18 protein-coding genes are annotated in these 17,335 nt (G+C 71.0%); 5 read left to right on the forward strand and 13 right to left on the reverse strand.

From position 1 onward, the window contains the following. Positions 1-22 precede the first annotated feature (22 nt). A complete protein-coding gene (locus tag K7I03_RS28810) occupies positions 23-613 on the reverse strand; it encodes a non-oxidative hydroxyarylic acid decarboxylases subunit B (protein WP_224347263.1) in 591 nt (196 codons plus the stop codon). A 197-nt stretch (positions 614-810) separates the two neighbouring features. On the opposite strand from K7I03_RS28810, the gene K7I03_RS28815 reads away from it, so the two are divergent. Beyond that, entirely contained in the window at positions 811-1,785 is a 975-nt protein-coding gene (locus K7I03_RS28815) for a helix-turn-helix domain-containing protein (RefSeq protein WP_185945767.1), read from the forward strand. Further along, the gene (locus tag K7I03_RS28820) at positions 1,782-2,237 is read left to right on the forward strand and encodes a MarR family winged helix-turn-helix transcriptional regulator (protein WP_185945766.1); all 456 of its coding nucleotides are present in this window, start codon (positions 1,782-1,784) and stop codon (positions 2,235-2,237) included. The genes K7I03_RS28815 and K7I03_RS28820 overlap by 4 nt, the downstream gene beginning before the upstream one ends. Positions 2,238-2,351: 114 nt before the next feature. Here K7I03_RS28820 and K7I03_RS28825 read toward each other — a convergent pair whose 3' ends face one another. Continuing rightward, positions 2,352-3,431 carry a quercetin 2,3-dioxygenase gene (locus K7I03_RS28825; protein WP_185945765.1) on the reverse strand — a complete coding sequence of 360 codons (1,080 nt, stop codon included), beginning with the start codon at positions 3,429-3,431 and terminating at the stop codon, positions 2,352-2,354. Between the two features lie 256 nt (positions 3,432-3,687). Then, positions 3,688-4,860 carry an Nramp family divalent metal transporter gene (locus K7I03_RS28830; RefSeq protein WP_224347264.1) on the reverse strand — a complete coding sequence of 391 codons (1,173 nt, stop codon included), beginning with the start codon at positions 4,858-4,860 and terminating at the stop codon, positions 3,688-3,690. Positions 4,861-5,281: 421 nt separating this feature from the next. On the opposite strand from K7I03_RS28830, the gene K7I03_RS28835 reads away from it, so the two are divergent. From K7I03_RS28835 to K7I03_RS28845, 3 genes are all read left to right on the forward strand, one after another. Then, positions 5,282-6,367, forward strand: a complete 1,086-nt coding sequence (locus K7I03_RS28835; RefSeq protein WP_185945764.1) for an IS630 family transposase — start codon at positions 5,282-5,284, stop codon at positions 6,365-6,367. Between the two features lie 29 nt (positions 6,368-6,396). Beyond that, a complete protein-coding gene (locus K7I03_RS28840) occupies positions 6,397-7,308 on the forward strand; it encodes a LysR family transcriptional regulator (RefSeq protein ID WP_185945763.1) in 912 nt (303 codons plus the stop codon). Positions 7,309-7,719: 411 nt separating this feature from the next. After that, complete coding sequence (locus tag K7I03_RS28845; RefSeq protein WP_185945780.1) at positions 7,720-7,938, forward strand: hypothetical protein; 219 nt, start codon at positions 7,720-7,722, stop codon at positions 7,936-7,938. A 388-nt stretch (positions 7,939-8,326) separates the two neighbouring features. Here K7I03_RS28845 and K7I03_RS28850 read toward each other — a convergent pair whose 3' ends face one another. The 10 genes from K7I03_RS28850 to K7I03_RS28900 all read right to left on the reverse strand — a co-directional run bounded on the left by K7I03_RS28850 (position 8,327) and on the right by K7I03_RS28900 (position 17,318). Then, positions 8,327-9,622 (reverse strand): PLP-dependent aminotransferase family protein, encoded by a 1,296-nt coding sequence (locus K7I03_RS28850; RefSeq protein WP_185945762.1) that lies wholly within the window; start codon positions 9,620-9,622, stop codon positions 8,327-8,329. Positions 9,623-9,687: 65 nt separating this feature from the next. Next, positions 9,688-10,461: an HAD family hydrolase gene (locus K7I03_RS28855; protein ID WP_185945761.1), complete on the reverse strand. Its 774-nt coding sequence runs from the start codon at positions 10,459-10,461 to the stop codon at positions 9,688-9,690. Further along, positions 10,458-11,291: a 5'-3' exonuclease gene (locus tag K7I03_RS28860; RefSeq protein WP_185945760.1), complete on the reverse strand. Its 834-nt coding sequence runs from the start codon at positions 11,289-11,291 to the stop codon at positions 10,458-10,460. Before K7I03_RS28860 ends, K7I03_RS28855 begins: the two co-directional genes overlap by 4 nt. Then, positions 11,288-12,673 (reverse strand): glycosyltransferase family 4 protein, encoded by a 1,386-nt coding sequence (locus tag K7I03_RS33955; RefSeq protein ID WP_185945759.1) that lies wholly within the window; start codon positions 12,671-12,673, stop codon positions 11,288-11,290. Before K7I03_RS33955 ends, K7I03_RS28860 begins: the two co-directional genes overlap by 4 nt. Positions 12,674-12,694: 21 nt before the next feature. Beyond that, entirely contained in the window at positions 12,695-13,498 is an 804-nt protein-coding gene (locus tag K7I03_RS28875; protein ID WP_224347265.1) for a reverse transcriptase domain-containing protein, read from the reverse strand. Continuing rightward, positions 13,495-14,604: a glycosyltransferase family 4 protein gene (locus tag K7I03_RS28880; RefSeq protein WP_185945758.1), complete on the reverse strand. Its 1,110-nt coding sequence runs from the start codon at positions 14,602-14,604 to the stop codon at positions 13,495-13,497. The genes K7I03_RS28875 and K7I03_RS28880 overlap by 4 nt, the downstream gene beginning before the upstream one ends. Beyond that, positions 14,601-15,101, reverse strand: a complete 501-nt coding sequence (locus K7I03_RS28885; RefSeq protein WP_185945778.1) for a formylglycine-generating enzyme family protein — start codon at positions 15,099-15,101, stop codon at positions 14,601-14,603. The genes K7I03_RS28880 and K7I03_RS28885 overlap by 4 nt, the downstream gene beginning before the upstream one ends. Before the next feature lie 197 nt (positions 15,102-15,298). Next, positions 15,299-15,901, reverse strand: coding sequence for a GTP cyclohydrolase I (folE, locus tag K7I03_RS28890; protein ID WP_185945757.1), 603 nt, complete (start codon positions 15,899-15,901; stop codon positions 15,299-15,301). After that, positions 15,898-16,617 carry a WbqC family protein gene (locus K7I03_RS28895; protein WP_185945777.1) on the reverse strand — a complete coding sequence of 240 codons (720 nt, stop codon included), beginning with the start codon at positions 16,615-16,617 and terminating at the stop codon, positions 15,898-15,900. The genes folE and K7I03_RS28895 overlap by 4 nt, the downstream gene beginning before the upstream one ends. Next, complete coding sequence (locus tag K7I03_RS28900; protein ID WP_185945756.1) at positions 16,617-17,318, reverse strand: PIG-L deacetylase family protein; 702 nt, start codon at positions 17,316-17,318, stop codon at positions 16,617-16,619. The genes K7I03_RS28895 and K7I03_RS28900 overlap by 1 nt, the downstream gene beginning before the upstream one ends. Positions 17,319-17,335: the final 17 nt, after the last annotated feature.

Below are 17,335 nucleotides of genomic sequence, written 5' to 3' on the forward strand. Positions count from 1 at the left end.
GCTGTCGAACGCGCGAGGGTCCTCAGGCGGCGGGCCGTTCCCGGCGGGCCTCGCGCATGCCCTGCCAGCGACGGGCGGCGGGCGCTGGGAGGCCGAACTGGTCCAGGACCCGGGCGGTGATGTGGTCGACGATGTCGTCAACGCTCTCGGGGTGGTTGTAGAAGGCGGGCACGGGCGGGACGATCTGGGCGCCCATCCGGGACAGCGCCAGCATGTTCTCCAGGTGGATCTCGCTCAGCGGCGTCTCCCGCGGCACCAGCACCAGCCGGCGCCGTTCCTTGAGCACCACGTCGGCGGCCCGGGCCACCAGGCCGTCGGCGTAACCGGTACGGATCCCGGCCAGCGTCTTCATCGAGCACGGCACGATGACCATGCCGTCGACGCGGAACGACCCCGAGGCGATCGGCGCGCCCTGGTCCTCCGGCACGTGGACGTGGTCGGCCAGGGCGGCGACCTCCCGCGCCGAGTATCCCGTCTCCAGCTCGATGGTCGACCGGGCCCAGCGGGAGCAGACCAGGTGCGTCTCGACTTCCGGCAGCTGCTGGAGGTTCTCCAGCAGCCGGACGCCGAACACCGCGCCGGTCGCTCCCGTCATCCCGATGATCAACCGCACGGCAGCCCTCCTTCACACGGACCGGACCACCGGTCCTCACTGATGCTTTTCGGTCGCCGAGCGGCAGCGGATGCGGGAGCGGATCCGGGAGCGCCGCTTCTTCGGAGGGCCTCCGTCCTGCCGTCTCATCGCCACCTGCTCGCGCCTCAACGCTAAGGCGGCAGCAGGAAGGCCATCGCCTACACTTGAGACACACCATGAAGAGAAACGGACACGCGGGGGACAGCGGAGCGGCCGACGGCATCGCGGCCGTCCCGTACCGCCCCACCCCCGGCTCACCGCCGGGCGTGGAGGTGCTCGACTTCCCCCGCCTCGCCGCACGGGCGCGCGGCCACGGCCTCGACCCCTACCGGCCCCGGCGCCCGGCCTTCCACGAACTGCTGACCGTCACCACCGGAGTGCTGCGCTGCTCCGTCGACTTCGACACCTTCGATGTCACCCCCGGCAATTGGCTGTGGGTACGGCCCGGGCAGGTCCTGCAGTTCCTCACGCCCCTGTCCCAGGCCGAGGGCACGGCGATCCTCTTCCCGTCCGGCTTCCTCAGCCCCGCCACGGTCTCCGTCACCGGCGCGGACGACCACACCCGCCGCTGCCTGCTGCGGCCCTCCGTCCGTCGGGCGCCCGCCCTCGGCCACGTCCGCAGGGCGCTCGAAGAGGGCTACGGCGATGTGGCCATGCTGCCGCTGGAGGCCCACATCGAAGCCATGCGCAGTCTGCTGTCCGCCCTGCTGCTCCACCTCGCCCAGCCGGAGGGCTCCGCACCGCCCGACGGTCCCGGCGGCGAGCCTTTCCGCCGCTTCCGGCAGGCCGTCGAGGAGGACTTCCCCCACACCCACCGCGCCGAGGACTACGCCGCCCGGCTCGGTTACAGCGTGCGCACCCTCACCCGCGCCACCCGGGCGGCCGTCGGCTGCGGGGCCAAGCGCTTCATCGACGACCGGGTCCTGCTGGAGGCCAAACGCCTCCTCGCCCACACCGCCCTGGCCCCCGCCGCCATCGGTGAACGCGTCGGCTTCCACCACGCCACCGCGTTCAGCGCCTTCTTCCGCCGCCGTACCGGCACCACGCCCACCGCCTTCCGCGCCCGGGTCGCCGGCACCGCACCCGCCCCCTCCCGCCACTCCGCCGGCGGCCGGCCGACAGCCGACAACACCAGCGAGGACGTCTCATGACCCCCGACCGCAACCTTCCTCAGCTCCTCGCCGACGGCAAGCACTGGTTCGACACCGCGCTCGCCGCCGCCATGGCGGACGCTGGCGAACGGCCCATCACCCTGGGCCAGCAGAACGTCTTCGCCCACATGCCACCCGACGGCACCACCGTCTCGGACCTCGCCCGCCGCATGAACGTCGCCCGGCAAAGCGCCCACCAGGCCGTCCACGCCCTCATCGGCATGGGCCTGCTGGAACAGATCCCGGACCCCGCCTCCGCCCGCCGCCGCACCATCGTCATGACCGCCGAAGGCCGGCGCGTGCACCGCCTCGCCCGCACCCTCATCGCCCGCCTGGAAGACGAACTCGGCCGACGCCTGGGCCCGTCCTCCCTCACCACCCTGCGCCGGATCCTCGAAAGCCCCTGGGGCCCGGCCGCCCCCGACACCGACGCGGCGACGCCGCCGCCGTGAGGGACGGCATCCCGGCCTCGCACACGGAGAGCCGGCCGCGTGCGCGCGTACGCGACGGGCTCCGGCCCGCGTCGTCACGCGTACCGGAGCCCGTCGTCGCCGAAAGCGCGGTGATCAGATGCCGAGGCCGATCTCGCGTTCCGGCGGTGCGCCGACGATCACCAGGTCCAGCTCCTCCTGGATCTTCTGCAGCATGGCCACGGGCGGCGGCCCCACCATGGCCATCTGTGAGGCCTCGTCGTACACGTGGTTCTGCGTCGGGGTGCTGATGTGGGGGAAGAACGGCTCGAAGATGTCCGGGGTGAGCACGCCCAGCAGTTCGGTCTGGTGGGCGTCGAAGGCGAAGGTGTGGATGGTGCCCGCCGGGGCGTGCAGGAAGTCACCGGCGGTCAGCAGGACTTCCTCCCCGTTGACGTGCATCCAGATCCGCCCCGACAGGCACAGGAAGTTCTCCGTGTGCTGCTCGTGGAAGTGGCGGGCGAAGTACTGGCTCGGGCCGCCCTGGCTGAGCACGGCGAAGTACTGGTGATCGGTGTTCCGACCCCGCGACAGGTAACTGTGCAGGCCGTTGTCGTAGGCCAGCCGGTCGCCCTCCCCGGCGCGCAGGAAGTACGGCTCGACGCCCTGCGGCAGCGTCGCGTCCCATTCCAGGCTCTCCTTGACCTCCTTCACGGTGGGGAAGGTGACGCCGAAGAGCGCGCCGACCTCGGCGCGGTGTTCGGGAGAGCTGCTGTGCTCCGGGCGGTTGGGGTGGATGTGGCGGTCGACGGGGGTGCCCAGCCGCTGGATGAAGTCCAGGGCGCCGCCGGGGGCGGACCAGGTCACCATGCGGGTGTGGTGGGCGAGGAACCGGTACGCCAGAGGCGCGCCGGCCGGGACGTTGAAGGAGTCGCCCGGGACCAGAACGCGGCTCTCCCCGCCGAGCCACACCTGCACACTGCCCTTGACGACCATGAAGGAGCGCTGGTGGTCCCGGTAGGCGTGGAAACCGGTCGCCGCGCCGCGCCCGCCGCTGACATAGGACGCGTCGAACAGCCCGCCGGTGTCCTGGATACGCGCGATGACGGTCCACAGCTGCCCGTCGAGCTCGTACCGCTTGCCCTCGCCGTTGGCCACGTAGTACGGCACGGGCTCACCGGGCAGTTCGTTACGGACGGGCTTGAAGGTGTGGATCGCTTCCAGACCGATACTCAACAGGATTCTCCTGATCACAATGGTGGGTAAGGGCGACGGGTGACCCGTCGGCCTCGGGGGAACGCGGCCGGGGAAACGGCGGGGCGAAGGAATCGGCCGACAAGCCCGTTCCTCGCGGACGTTCCCCTCCATCGTCGAAGGGGGGCCGGGCGGAAACCACTATCGAAAGCCGCACGATCGTGAGGCCACGACGTACGATCACGTCACGCTGACGAGCCGCGCCGCCGACCGGGGCACGTCCCGCCGCCCGGGCGGGTCACACCGAGGGTCCGCGTACGAGAAGCCAGACGTTCAGACCGCTGACGAGGCCGCTCACAGCCACGGCCGCCACCGTCGTGACCGGGCGGTTGACCAGCTCTCCCATGACGTCCCTGCGCATGGTGAAGACCACGAGGGGCACGAGTGCGAAGGGCACGCCGAAGGACAGCACGACCTGGCTCAGCATGAGCGCCCGCGTCGGGTCCAGGCCCAGGGCGAGGGCGAGCAGGGGCGGGGCCATGGTGATGATCCGGCGCGCCGTGAGCGGCAGGCGGCGGCCGAGGAAACCGTTCATGATCACCTGGCCTGCGAAGGTGCCCACACCGGACGAGGCCAGGCCGGAGGCCAGCAGAGCCAGGGCGAACGCCAGGGCCACACCAGAGCCGAGCACGTGGCCGAGCCCAGCGTGGTAGCCCTCCAGGTTGTCCTCGGTGCCCGAGCCGCGCAACGCGCCCGCGGCGATCCCCAGCATGCCGGCGTTGACGATGCCGGCGATGCTCAGTGCCGTGACGAGCGCCGAGGTGTGGGCACGCAGTGCCCGCCGTTTTTGGGCCGGTGATGCGGAGGCCGGGGTGCGCGCGAGCGCGGAATGCAGATAGATCACGTGGGGCATGACGGTGGCCCCGCAGATCCCGGTGGCCAGCAGCAGGCTCCGGGAGTCCGCCAAGCGCGGCCGCAAGCCGGACAGGGCACCGTCCCAGGCGTGGGCGGCAATCGCCTGGTAGAGGAAGCCGGCGAGGACGAGGACGAGGAAGCCCGCGGTCACGATGTCGAACCGACGGCGGCCTTCGGGCGCGAGAGCCAGCAGGACCAGCGAGACCACGGCGACGATGAAGGCGGACGGCAGCAGGGCGACACCGAACAGAATGTGCAGGGCGACGGCCCCTCCGACGAACTCGGCGAGGTCGGTGGCCATCGCCACCACCTCCGCCTGCACCCACAGCGCCCGGGTGACCACGGGGGGAGCGTACGCACGGCACAACTCGCCCAAGTCCCTGCCGGTCGCGACGCCCGCCTTGCACGCGAGGTACTGCACGAAGACGGCCACCAGGTTCGCCGCCACGACGACCCACAGCAGCAGCGGCCCGTAGCCCTTGCCGGCGGACATGTTCGTGGCGAAGTTCCCCGGGTCGACGTAAGCCACGGACACCACCAGCGCGGGGCCGAGCACCGACAGGACCGTACGCAACCGCCCCGCCGGAGTCACACTCCCGGCGGGGCCTTGTGGGACCGCGGCCGCTGCCTCCGGCCCCGCCTGCACCATTCCGCGGCCCTTCATGCCATCCCTCACCGCCCCCACGGGCCATCGAGCGTTCCGTCCCGGCGAAGACAGCGACCAGGGTGGCCGCCGCCAACGGAAACAAGGATGCGAAGCCAGTTCGGAGGGACACAATGACCGAATGGCGAACGACTATGAGGGCGGACCGAACGGTGCCGGCCAGAGGGGCGGCGTTGCGAAGGCGCCTGGTCACCCGTCGGTGATCGCCTAGTGAGCCGGTCTTGAGTCTCGGCGTCGCCACGTGAGTTGTGTTCTGTCCCAGATCAGGCCGGGGGCTGGTGACAGCTGTGGAGGTTCGCGGTCTGCTGCGGGCATGGGTGACAACAGGCTGGTCCCGCTCGTCCTCACGGAGTTCGAGCGGGTGGTGTTGCAGGGGTGGGAGAAGCGTCGCACGACCGCGCAGGGACTGGCCCTGCGGGCGAGGATCGTTCTGGCGTGCGCGCAAGGCGGAAGCAACATGGCTGTGGCGGGCCGGCTGGGTGTCCACCGGACGACGGTGAGCAAGTGGCGGTCGCGGTTTCTGCGGGACCGGCTGGACGGTCTGGCCGACGAGCCGCGGCCGGGGGTGCCGCGGACCATCACCGATGCCCAGGTGGAGGAGGTGGTGGTCCGCACCCTCGAAGAGCTGCCCGAGGGGTCGACGCACTGGTCGAAGCGGGAGATGGCCCGGCGAGTGGGGATCTCGCCCACGAGCGTGCTGCGGATCTGGCGGGCGTTCGGTCTCCAGCCCTGGCGGACCGAGACCTTCAAGATCTCCCCGGATCCCCTGCTGATTGACAAGATCCGGGACGTGGTGGGCCTGTATCTCGCGCCGCCGGCGAACGCGGCGGTGTTCGCGGTGGACGAGAAGCCGCAGATCCAGGCACTGGAGCGGACCGCTCCCGTGCTGCCGATGGTGCCGGGGACACCGCAGCGGCGGAGTTTCGACTACGTCCGGCACGGCACCGTGGACTTGTTCGCGGCGCTGAACACCGCCACCGGGAAGGTGATCGGGAAGCTGTCGGCCCAGCACCGGGCGGTGGACTTCCGTGACTTCCTGGACGAGATCAACCGGCAGACAGATCCCGGCCTGGCGGTGCACGTGATCTGCGACAACCTCTCGGCCCACAAGGCGCCCGTGGTGCACCGGTGGCTGCTCGCCCACCCCCGCTTCGAGCTGCACTTCACCCCGACCTACTCGTCGTGGACCAACCAGGTCGAGCGGTGGTTCGCCGAGCTCGAACGACGCTGCCTCGAACGCGGCGTGTTCTGCTCGCTCGACGAGCTGAAGACCGCGCTCGAGGACTGGATCAAGCACTGGAACGACGACGCTCGCCCGTTCAAGTGGACCAGGACCGCCGACCAGATCATCGACCGGATCTGCCGCTACTGCTCACGCATCTCCGGACCAGCTCACTAGACTCACGGCACCGCACCGAAGGACGAACCGTGGACCTGACCGTTCAGCAGCTGCAGTACTTCGTCGCCGTCGCCGAGGAACTCCACTTCACCCGGGCCGCCGAGCGCCTGCACATCGCCACCTCGTCGCTGAGCCAGCAGGTCTCCGCGTTGGAGCGCCGTATGGGGTTCCCCCTGTTCGAACGCACTTCGCGGCACGTCGGTCTGACGGAAGCGGGCCGGGAACTGCTGCCCCTCGCCTGCGAGGCCATCCGGGCGACGGACGCGGTGGCCGCGTGGACCGAGCAGCGCCGCCGCCGCGGCGAGACGATCCGGGTCGGCATCGCCGGCGGCACCGGCATCGTCTCCCTCATCCTTGCCGAGGCGGCCCGGGAACTCCCGGCCGTGCGCTGGGAACTGCGCCAGCTGGGCTTCGCCGGGGTCGTCACTGCCCTCCGCGAGAACGAGGTCGACGTCGCGTTCGCACCCTCGGCGGATGCCCTCCAGGGCGGCGGACTCCGTACGGTGCCGCTGTGGGTTGAGCCCCCGATGCTGTGCGTCCACATTGGCCACCCGTTGGCCGGCCGGGACGCGGTGGACGTCGCCGACCTGGACGGCCTCAGCCTCGTCGGCGACGACTTTCTCAAGTCTTCCTTTCCCTCCGCGGCCCTGCCGAACGGACGCACGGCGCCCGAGGCCAGGCACAGAGTGCGCACCCTCGACGAGGCGGTGGACGTGACCGCGGCCGGCTTCGGCGCCTTCATCACCGGCGGCGTCGCCGCCGAAAGCCACGCGCGCCCCGACCTCGCGTTCGTCCCGGTGCGCGGCCTTCCGGACATCACCGTCTACCTGGTCAGGGAAAACACCACCAAGGCGGGAGCACTTCCCGCGCTGGAGCGCATCGCCCGGAAGACGGCTCACGAGCAGGCCCGGCGCTTCGGTGCCCGGCCGACCGACAGCTGAGAGCCGCGTACGCCTACGCGGCGGAGGGCCGCCTTGGACGGACAGTGGTGCGTGCCTTGGTGGCGCCGGCGTAGCTCGGGTGACCCGAGCGCCCGGTATGGCCTCGGTCGCCGTCGTCGGCGTCCTGGGCGCGAACCCCCGGCGCACCCGAGCCGTCATTGCCCGGTACCTGCCGGAACTGGTCCGACAGTGACCACCACACCATGCACACCTGCCTGGCAAGCGAACGAGGCAGCTCGCGTCGGCCAGCCCTCCGACGTCTCCGGCACCTGACGCACCCGCCCTACGGAGCGCCGCAGACGACGCTGACCCCAGCAAGCCCATCCACCCATTCGGCCCAGCCCACAGCGCCGTCTGGCCAGCAGAGGGCCAGCATGGCGTAAAGGGATACCCGGACACGCACGGGAGCACATCGTGATCAGGAAACTGCATGAAGCCGGGCTGCGCAGCGAACACGCTTACACCGCGGCCCTGGCCTCCATCGGGCTGTCGTTCCTGTCCTGGGCCGCCTCCGTCAAAGGCGAATCAGCCGGCATTGACCGTGCCGACCGCTGGGGCATCTTTGTGGGCGAATGGGCTCCGACCTTCTTCGGTCTCGGCCTAGCCCTCGCCCAGTACGAGGACGACTGAACCACCATAGGCGGGGTCGGTGTTCGTCACCCACCGCAGGCCGGGCCCCGGCAAGGTCCTCGCGGCCGCGAGGTGTGCCCGGTCACCGGGCTGGCACGGCGGTGGTATGGGCAGGAGTACCTCGTCCCTCGGGCGGTGGCCACCAGTCTGCCGCGCCGGGTGACAGCAGACACTGAGGCGCGTGAATAAGGGCGTGAGGCTCAGGAGGCCGAGTACCGAGGTCGGTACAGGCGGACGAGCCGCAAGGTGCGCTCAACATGGAGGCGACCGGTTCGATCGTGAGGAGCATCGCTTTGCCGCAGCCTTAGCCGATGGTTATCCCCGCCTGCGCCGCGACGGAGCGCTCCACTGTCGGATCGGTGAATCGCCCCGACGAGTGCGGTTCGGGTCATGTCAGCGTCTCCATTGGGAGGTGACCGGCGGGCGGTGGAAGATGCTCTGCGATTCGCCGCAGCCCGTCGACGAAGGCGCAGCGCGTCTCGGAGAGGTTGAGTCGCAGGTGCCCTTCGGGCATCAGGTGCCTCCAGGCGGTTGCAGTGCCCCCGTGCACGACGGTGGGATTGAGATGCAGTCCGTCCAGGGCACAGCTTCGGACCCATTCGAGGAAATCAGCGCGCGGGACAGCGAGCTGCGGAAAGGCTGAGTAGCCAGCAGTAGGCCGGAGGCTCTCGGGAAGGGCCAGGGCCTGAGAAGCCCGGGCGAGCATGCGGGCGTTGGCCCCGTAGTGTCCGGTCATCCGCTCAACATGGGCGCACAGGTCACGGAAGTTGGCGGCGCCGGGCAGGGGCGGCAGGCGATGGCGTGCGACGGTGTCCTGAGCGGATGCGTGGAGCTTGCCTAGATGTTCGACGGGGCTGTCGAGGGCAGTGAGCAGCGCCGCGTACAGGACCATCAGCAAGCTGCCGAGGGGGCTGGTGACCGGCGCGCGATCGAAGGCGTCTGAGGCGATGTGCGCGCGCAGGGCTCGATCGCGGGTGATGACGGCCGCAGCCCGGATGCCGGGGAGTGAGAGGTCCTTGGATGCGGTCATGATCAGCGCGCCGCGTCCCAGGTCGAGGGCGCGGATCTTCGTGCGCAGCGCGGCAGCCGGGCTGGGGCTGGGTCCGAAGTGGCCGGCTTGGAAAACGGCGTCCAGCAGGACGAAGTCGTAGTCGTCCGGCGGGATGGTGTAGAGGCTGCCCGTGATGCCGTTGGGCAAGACCTCGATCAGGGCACGGTGCTGCCCGCTCCCGTGACCGGTGGCGTACGGGGTTCCGTCGTGACGGTAGTAGGCGGTGACGGGGACGTGCCAGCGGGCGGCGCACTGGTCGAACGCGTAGTAGTTCGGCAGTGGCAGGGTGAGGCTGTGCCCCGTGCAGCCCAAGTAAGCGATGATCAGGCTGATCGCCTCAGTACCGCCGCGCACGAAGACGACGTCCTCGGACTGCAGGTGCAAGCCCAGGTAGTCGCCAACGAGTTCGGCGAAGGCGCCGCGGCTGCCACCCCGAAAGGGATCGGCGTAGCCCGAAAGGCCGCCGTTCTCCATCAGGTGCCGCACGACGCCGGCGAGGTGGAGTCCCAGGACGGGGGAGGGCGGGAAGCGGTTGCATCCCTCGCCGATCTCGAAGGCGTTCGTTGGGGTGCCGGTGCGCAGTGCACTGAAGGCGGCGAGGCATTCGGCTTGAGGAAGGGGGACGTACGGCACGGCATGCTCCGGGAGACGCCACGGCCGGGGCGCTGCCGGGTGCCCGCCTCGCGGACGAGGCGAGCCTAGCTGAAGGGTGCCGTCGGCGTGGTCTGCTCCGAGTGGAGGGGCGCGACTTCCCACGTTCGGGGAGCTGCCGTTTCGGTTCGGTGTTCGGTTCCGAGGATCAGGCGGACGGCCGTGTGAAGGTCTGGGACATCGTCGGGCTGGTTGCGCCGGACCCATATCGCGTCGAGGCCGGCGCTCTGCGCACCGGTGATGTCCGCCCGGTGATTGTCACCGACCATGTAGCGGCAGCCGGCGGACGCGGCCAGAGCGCTCGCGAACGCCTTGGGATGGGGCTTTTCGAAACCGGTGTCTGCCGAGTTGATGACCGCGTGCAGGTGCCCGCTCAACTGCAGGTGGTCTAGGAGTCCGGGAAGTTCGGGGACGTGGTTGGTCAGGAGGATGTGGTCCCACCCGTGTGAGGTGAGCAGCTCCAGGACCGCGATGGCCTGAGGATACAGGCTCCAGGCCGCAGGATCGGTGTAGACGTCACGGGTGTGGTGTGCCACGGCCGCGGCGGTGCCGGCCTGGAGTCCCAGTCCGCGAAGGGCGCTGGAGATCACGTTGGTCACGTGGTTCCACCAGCGGTCCGCGGTGTTCAGATGGGGATGTGGCCGGTGGTGGTCGTGCCAGGGGAAGCCGCTCCTCAGGGCGGTGAAGAGCTGCGGCTGGCTGAAGGGGTGTCCGGGGTGCTGGCGGTCGAGGACCTCAAGCAGGCATTCGGCCCAGGTGCCCTGGCGTCGGTGTCCGAGTGTGCCGTCGAAGCCCCACACCGCGGTCGGCCGGCCGCTCACCACAGCCCCAGCTGGTCGAGGAGTTCGGCGGCGCGCGGAAGGGCAGCTGTTGGGCGGTCGGTCAGCAGGTTGTCGGGCAGTTCGACTTTACGGTCCAGGCGGATCATCTCCCTCCAACGCAGTGCCTGCTCCCATTCGGATCGCCAGGCGGGGCGGATGCGCTGGTGCGGGATGGTCTCCAGGCGGCGGCCGTCGGCCAGGAGCCGGGAGGCGGTCTTGGGGCCGATGCCGCGGATGCCGGTGATGTTGTCAGCTGGGTCCCCGGTCAGCGCCCGGTAGTCGGGCCACTGGTCGGCGTCCACCCCGAAGCGGTGTCGCACCGATTGGCCGTCGATGCGGCGGCGCCCCTCAGTGAGCATGGTGTTCAACAGGCGGATGAGAGGGTCGGACAGCAGCTGGTAGAAGTCCTTGTCGACGCTCATGATGTCGACGCCGCGACCCTCCGTGCGGGCGGTGGTGGCCAGGGTGGCGATCACGTCGTCGCCCTCGCAGCCCTCCTGTTCGATCCACCGCACTGCGGCGAGGTCGAGGACCTGCTTGATGTCCGTCAGCGACTCGATCAGCCCCGGCTCGGGTGTCGGCCGGTTCGCTTTGTAGGCGGTGTCCTGACCGGCCCGCGCGGCCGAGCCGTCCTCCGCGTCGAAGACGACCACGACCTCGTGGGTGTCAGCATGCGCGAGGTGTGCCTTGCGCAGGAGCGCGGCGAACCCGAAGACGCCGGTCAGGTCCCGGTCGCTGCTGCGGGCACGGATCCGGGACGGGAAGCCGAACCAGGATCGGTAGAGGAGGTTGTGGCCGTCGACGAGGAGCAGCGGGGCGGCGGTGGTCACGGTGCGGCCTCCAGGGTGCCGGTGGTGCTGGTGGGTGCCTGTGACCGCGGCTGACGGGTACCCGGTGCGCCCGGATGGCCGGTGAGTGTATCGGGGGCCGGTGCCGTGGTGCGCCAGAAGCGGGTCAGCAGCGTGGCGAGGTGTTCGGTGGCGTCCCGCTCGGCCCGCACGCGCTCGGCTGCCGCGGCCCGCATGCGCTGATGCTCGCTCCGGGGGAGGTTGAGCGAGCGCACGATGGCGGCGGTCAGGGCGCCAGGGTGCTCGGGCGGGTAGAGCAGACCGTTGTGCCCGTCGGTGATCTGTTCGGGAAAGCCGTCCCGTGCGGGGGCCAGGGCGATGGCGCCGTGGTGCTCGGCCCACAGGCCCGTTTCGAAGACGATGTTGGCGAGCGTCTCGCCCCGGCTGGGACAGGCCATGACACGGGTGCCCGGCAGAGCGGCCAGGGCACGGGGCAGGTCCCGGTCGAAGCTGCCGATCCAGGTCGCCCGCAGCCCGAGCGCGGCGCTGCGATGCCGGTAGGTGTCGAAGAGGCGGGCCCGCTCGTCGTCGGTACGGACGGCGATGGCTGCGAGGTGGACGTGCTCGCGCAGGGGAGCGAGTGCTTCGATGAGCTGATCGAGGCCCTTGGTCGCGTCGGTGCGCCCGACGGCCGCCACGATCGGCCCGTCGGTGGGGATGCCGAACCGGCGGACGGTGGTCTCGGCGTCCCTGACCGGAACCGGGGCCAGGTCGGCCGCGCGTAGGTGGAGGCCGGAAGGCCAAGGGACGATCCGGCCCGCGTCGAGCCCGTACTCGGTGCGCAGGTGCCGGCTGAGGTAGGTGCCGATGCCGGCCACCCAGCTGTTTCGGCTGTGGTTGACCGCGGTGATGGCCGCCTGTTCCCAGGCCACGTGCGCGGGTGTCGGTGCGGGACGCTCGGTGATCTTCGCGGTGCTGAACAGCGCGAGGAGGACGTCGATCCGCTCGGCGCCGTCGAGCAGGCCGGTCAGCCCGGCGAAGGGAGTGTCGACGGCGATGGCGAGCACCCGGCGGTGCTGCACGGCGAGTGCGCGGGCCGCTGCGGCGGCGCCGGAGCAGAGCCGGGCCCACGTCTGCGGGCACCACAGTGGTCCGTCGGTTTCGTAGGGCAGGGGCAGGATGTGGCCGCCGAGTCCTTCGACGATCGCGCGGGCATAGGCGAGGTCGTCGGGGTTGTAGTTCCAGGTGGCCGGCCCGGGTTCGGGGACGGCGACGTACGGGGTGAAGGGGCCGGCGGCTTCAGCCAGGTGCGGGTAGCTGTGTTCCAGGGTGGCCAGCAGGGTCTTGGTTTGACGGCCGATGCCGTTGGTGCAGTTCGCGACGCCGTTGACGGCGCAGTACAGCAGGGCAGCGGTGCTGGGCACGGGGCAGCTCCAGAAGGGTGTTCAACCGGCGGCGTAGAGATCTTCGGGATTGGGGCGCCAGATCTTGGACTTCGCGGGAGCGGGTTTCATGCCGTGATCCGCGAGAGCGGCGACGGTGCGCTGCCAGGCGGTCTCGGCGTCCGTGCGGGTGGTGCAGAAGACGGTGTAGTTGTCCGTCAGCCGAACGACCGCCACGTCGTCGAGGGCGCGGTCGACGGGGCTCATGCGCAGGTTGGTGAGCATCGGGGTCAGGCCGCTGCCGGGGGCGAGCGGGTTAGGCAGGCCGGCGAGGATGCGGCGCAGGAGCGCCAGGAGGGTGCCGTCGTGGACGAAGCGGGCCACAGAGGTGACGGCCTGTTCCAGGCAGACGCCGCGGGTGGCGGCGGCGACGTCGATGTCGACCACCCACGCCCGGCCCGCCTCCAGGTGGCCGGCCGCCGCCGCGACGGCCAGCGGCCGTCCGGCCCGCCGGCGCCAGCCGAACATCCACGGCGGGTAGGCGTCGCGATCAAGCACCGGCTCAAGGGCGTTGCGCACCGCCCGGTGGACCACGCGGTCAACGACGGTAGGGATGCTGAGCTGGTACTCCTTGCCCCAGGCGTCGAACACGGCGGTGCGCACGGGCTTCGGCCGCCACGTTCCCTCGCGCAGCTGGCGGGAGAGTTCGGCCAGACGCGCTGGGAGGTGGTGGCGGAATTCCTTCCAGGTCATGCCGCCAGCGCCGGGGGCGCTGGTGCGGTTCATGCACTGGCGGGCCGCCCGCTTGAGGTGGTTCACCTCGGTCACCTGCCGCATCAGCGAATGCGCCGCCGCCGTGCTCGTCACGAGGTCTCCCGGGGTGCGGCGGCCGCGAGGAAGGCGGCGGCGACCGCGTGGGGAGCGAGGTCTGCGACCTGCGCGGGCCCCTGCTGGGCGGAAGCGTGGTACTCCTCCCGGTCGTCCAGGAGGTCGGCCAGGGTCTGCCAGATCTGCTCCGGCCCGTCGTCCAGGGCTACCATCCGCCCGGCCGTACCCACCAGCGCGGGCAGGTGCCCGAGCCCGTAGCCGACGACCGGGGTGCCGACGGACAGGGCTTCGGCGGCGACGTTGCCGAACGTCTCCGGACTGGTGGAACCGATCAGGGTCGCCGCGGCCCCGGCCAGGAAGGGCTGCACCTGCTGCCAGGGCAGCGCACGGCGGAGTTCGACCTCCGGCAGCCCGGCGGCCAGTTTGCGGCATCGCGCAATGGTCTCGTTCTGCATGCCGGGCCAGTACTCGAACCCGGCTTCGGCCAGCACGATCTGCACCCGGCGGCCGAACTCGGTGGGGAGGGCGGCGAGCAGTTCGGCGATCCCCTTGTGCGGCTCGGCGCGGGCGACGATCCGCACCGCGCCTCCGCGTCGCAGCTTCTCCCGCTCGCTCGGGTGCGGCGGGGCGGCGAGGTGCAGCAGTGCGTTGGGTACGGCGTGCCAGGAGCTGGTGTCCAGGTCGGCGCCGGCCATTTCGCGGATCATGAAGTCGCCGGTGGTCAGGACCGCTCGGGGGCCGTGGGCCAGGCTCTGGTGCATCGCCTCGTCCGCCCGCGGCACGTGCACCATCAAGGCGGTGGCCACGCCGGGCGGGGCGGGGCTGAGGTAGCCCAGCCCCCACACGGCGTCGGCCCAGCAGACCAGCTCCGCGCGGTGCGCCGTCAGTAGATGCCGAACCTCGCGGACGACCGGCGCGGGGTCGGCGAGCAGAGCCAGGAGGTCTTCCTCCCGGGCCGGTCGGGGCAGGGTGAGCGTGGACAGCCGCAGCAGCCCGGCATGATCGGCAGGGGTGGCGGGCCCGGCGGCGATGATCAGCGGGTGGTGGCCGGCTTCGCGCAGACCCTCGGCGAGGGAGGCGATGCTGCGCTCGATCCCGGCCGGCTCGTCCGGGTTGTGTGTCAGCAGCACGAACGCGATGTTCACCGGGGACCTCCGGTCATGATGGAGCAGGGGTTGGACGGGGGCGGGGTATCGCGGACGATGCGGATGCCGATGGCGGCAGAGCGCAGGTCGGGCAGGACGTCGTTGGCATGCGTACAGGCCGCGTACTGGGTCAGGGAGTTGTACGAACCGCCCCGTAACAGCGCGATACCGTCGCGCCGACCGGGGGCGGTGGTCCACTCCCAGACGTTGCCGGCTACGTCCCACAGGCCGTGCGGGGTACGTCCGGCCGGATGCCGGTGCACCCCGGTACAGCAACCCGGCCCGCTTCCCCGCAGGTTGGCGCGGGCGTCATCCGGCTCCTGGTCGCCCCACGGGTACCGGCGGCACCCGCCCGAGGCCATCCACTCCCTTTCCGCCCCCGTCGGTATCCGGCCGCCCAGGGCAGCGGCGAGAGCGACGGCCTCCGGCAGTGACAGCCCGGTCAGGGGCAGGCCCCGGTCGGCCAGTGGTGTCGAGGACCACCACAAGGCCGGCACGCTTTGGGCCCGGTGCCATTCGCCCGCCGGTAACTCGCCGCCGTGGACGCGAACCCACTGCACGGCGTCCAGCCGAGCCGCTACGGTGGTGGTGTCCCGGGCAGCAGGTACGCTCCCCGGCGTCCTTCGTGGCCCGCTTCCCAACACGCGCGGGCAGGGCGCCGGCGAAAGACGGCCCTGCCTGGGCGCCGCCGTCTTCATCGGCCGGCCTCGTAGCGTGCGAGGGTCAGCAGGCGATCCCCGAGCAGGGAGGCGTCGAAGCACCCGCGGAAGCTGTAGCTGATGGTGCGGGACTGCTGCTCGCGGACCCCGCGCATGATCATGCACAGGTGCTCCCCATCGGCGACCACGCCCACGTCCGCGACCCCCGCCACGGTGGCCACCTCGGTGGCGACCGCGTCCACGAGCCGTTCCTGGACCTGCAGGCGGTGCGCGTGTGCGGAGACGATGCGGGCGACCTTCGACAGGCCCAGCACGTGCCCGTCAGGCCGGTAGCCGACCGTCATCCGCAGGCGCATGGGCAACAGGTGGTGCTCGCACAGACTCCACGCGCTCAGCCCGCCCACCACGACCATCTGCTCGCTGTCCGGCGTCAGTTCCTGGGCGAAGACGGTGTCGGTGCGGCCCGGGTCGTGGTCGAGGAACTCCTGCCACCACGCGGCCACCCGCTCCGGCGTCCCGCGCAGTCCTTCACGCCCGGGATCCTCACCGAGAGCCACCAACAGCTGCCGGTACAGCTCGGCGACCCGTGCGGTGTCCACCCGCCGGGCCGGAGGCAGCAGGACTTCTGGACTCGTCATGGGACCACGACCTTCCTCTCGGTCCGCGCACCGGCGCGGAGCACGTCCAGGGCAGCGGGACCTTCGTGGAACACCAGGTCCAGCACGCTCAGGCCCGGCGCCGTCCCCCGGGCGGCGCCATGAGGCGGATGGGTGTAGGTGGCGACCTCCAGGCCGACACCGTTGGCGCGCAACAGCTCCAGATCCAGGTAGGCGAGCGCACCGGACCCGACCCGCAGGATCTGCCGCCCGGTGCGCTCGCACAGGTTCATGAGCATGGCGGTGCGGGTGCCGGTCAGCCGCAGGTTGCTGGAATACACCAGCCGCACCCGCAGCCCCAGGACATCCAGCAGGAACCCCGTCAACGCCGCGTCCAGCGGAAGGAGGCGCTCCCACGACGCCTCGTAGAACGAGGCGAGCTGCTCACGGTACGTCGGCCAGTACGGGGCACGGGCGTAGGCGTGGGACAGCGTGCGCCAGTGCCGGCACGTCCAGGAAGAATCGGCCAGGCGCACCTCGTTGATGGGCTGGCGGGACCGGCGCTGCACCGGCACCGTCAGCCACACCTGCCCGGCCCGGCCCGGAGCACGAACCTGGTTGCGGTGCTGCCAACCGCGTTCGGAGAACTGCACGTGATCGAGCAGCACCAGTTCGTCGACATCCAGCAGCCGGGAGAAATAGCCCGGCCACGGCAGGTAGGCAGGCTGGTGTGCCACCAGCACGGCGGGAGCGTCCATCACCAGGCCAGCCGGTACGCGGCGAACGACTCTGCCCGCTCCGTGCCCAGGGCCGCCGCTCGGGCGGCGTCGATGGCCCAGATCCTCTCGAGACTGCGAGGGTGAGCCGCGTCCCGCATCTCCCGGCGGTAGCACTCCAGGGCCTTCTCCTTCACCGCGGCGCTTTCGGTGATGTCCACCACGACCGGGTGCTGCTCGGGGCTGTGGGCCCAGGCGTAGTCCTCGGGGCCGGCGAAGCCGAGGACAATGTCCGGGCTGTGACGCGCAGTGCCACTGGGCCGGGCGGCGGCGTAGCAGGCCCGGTGGACCAGCTGGTGCTCCTGGTGGACGGCCCCCGCGGCCGGCATGAACAGAGCGGTGGGCCGCAGGGCGTCCAGCGAGAGGTCGGATCCGCCCTCGATCAGGCGGACGAGGTCGCTCAGGTGGGCTTCGAGGTGGCGGGCACGTTCGTCGTCCGCCCAGGCGATGGCCCGGCCGGCTACGCCGAGCACGTCGCAGGCCGCTTCGAACTCCTGGCGGCGCTGCTCGGTGCTGGCCGCCTGTCCCCAACGGGGCAGGGGGTAGCAGGTGACGGCAAGGACGTGCACTTCGATGCCCTGGGAGGTGAGCCGGGCGATCGTGCCGCCGGCTCCGAGGGTCTCGTCGTCGGGGTGGGGCGGCACGATCAGGACGCGGTCACCGGGCGTGAGGCCGAGGGTCATGGCCTGCCTCCTCTTGT

Origin of the sequence: Streptomyces mobaraensis (assembly GCF_020099395.1) — a bacterium.
Classification (GTDB): domain Bacteria; phylum Actinomycetota; class Actinomycetes; order Streptomycetales; family Streptomycetaceae; genus Streptomyces.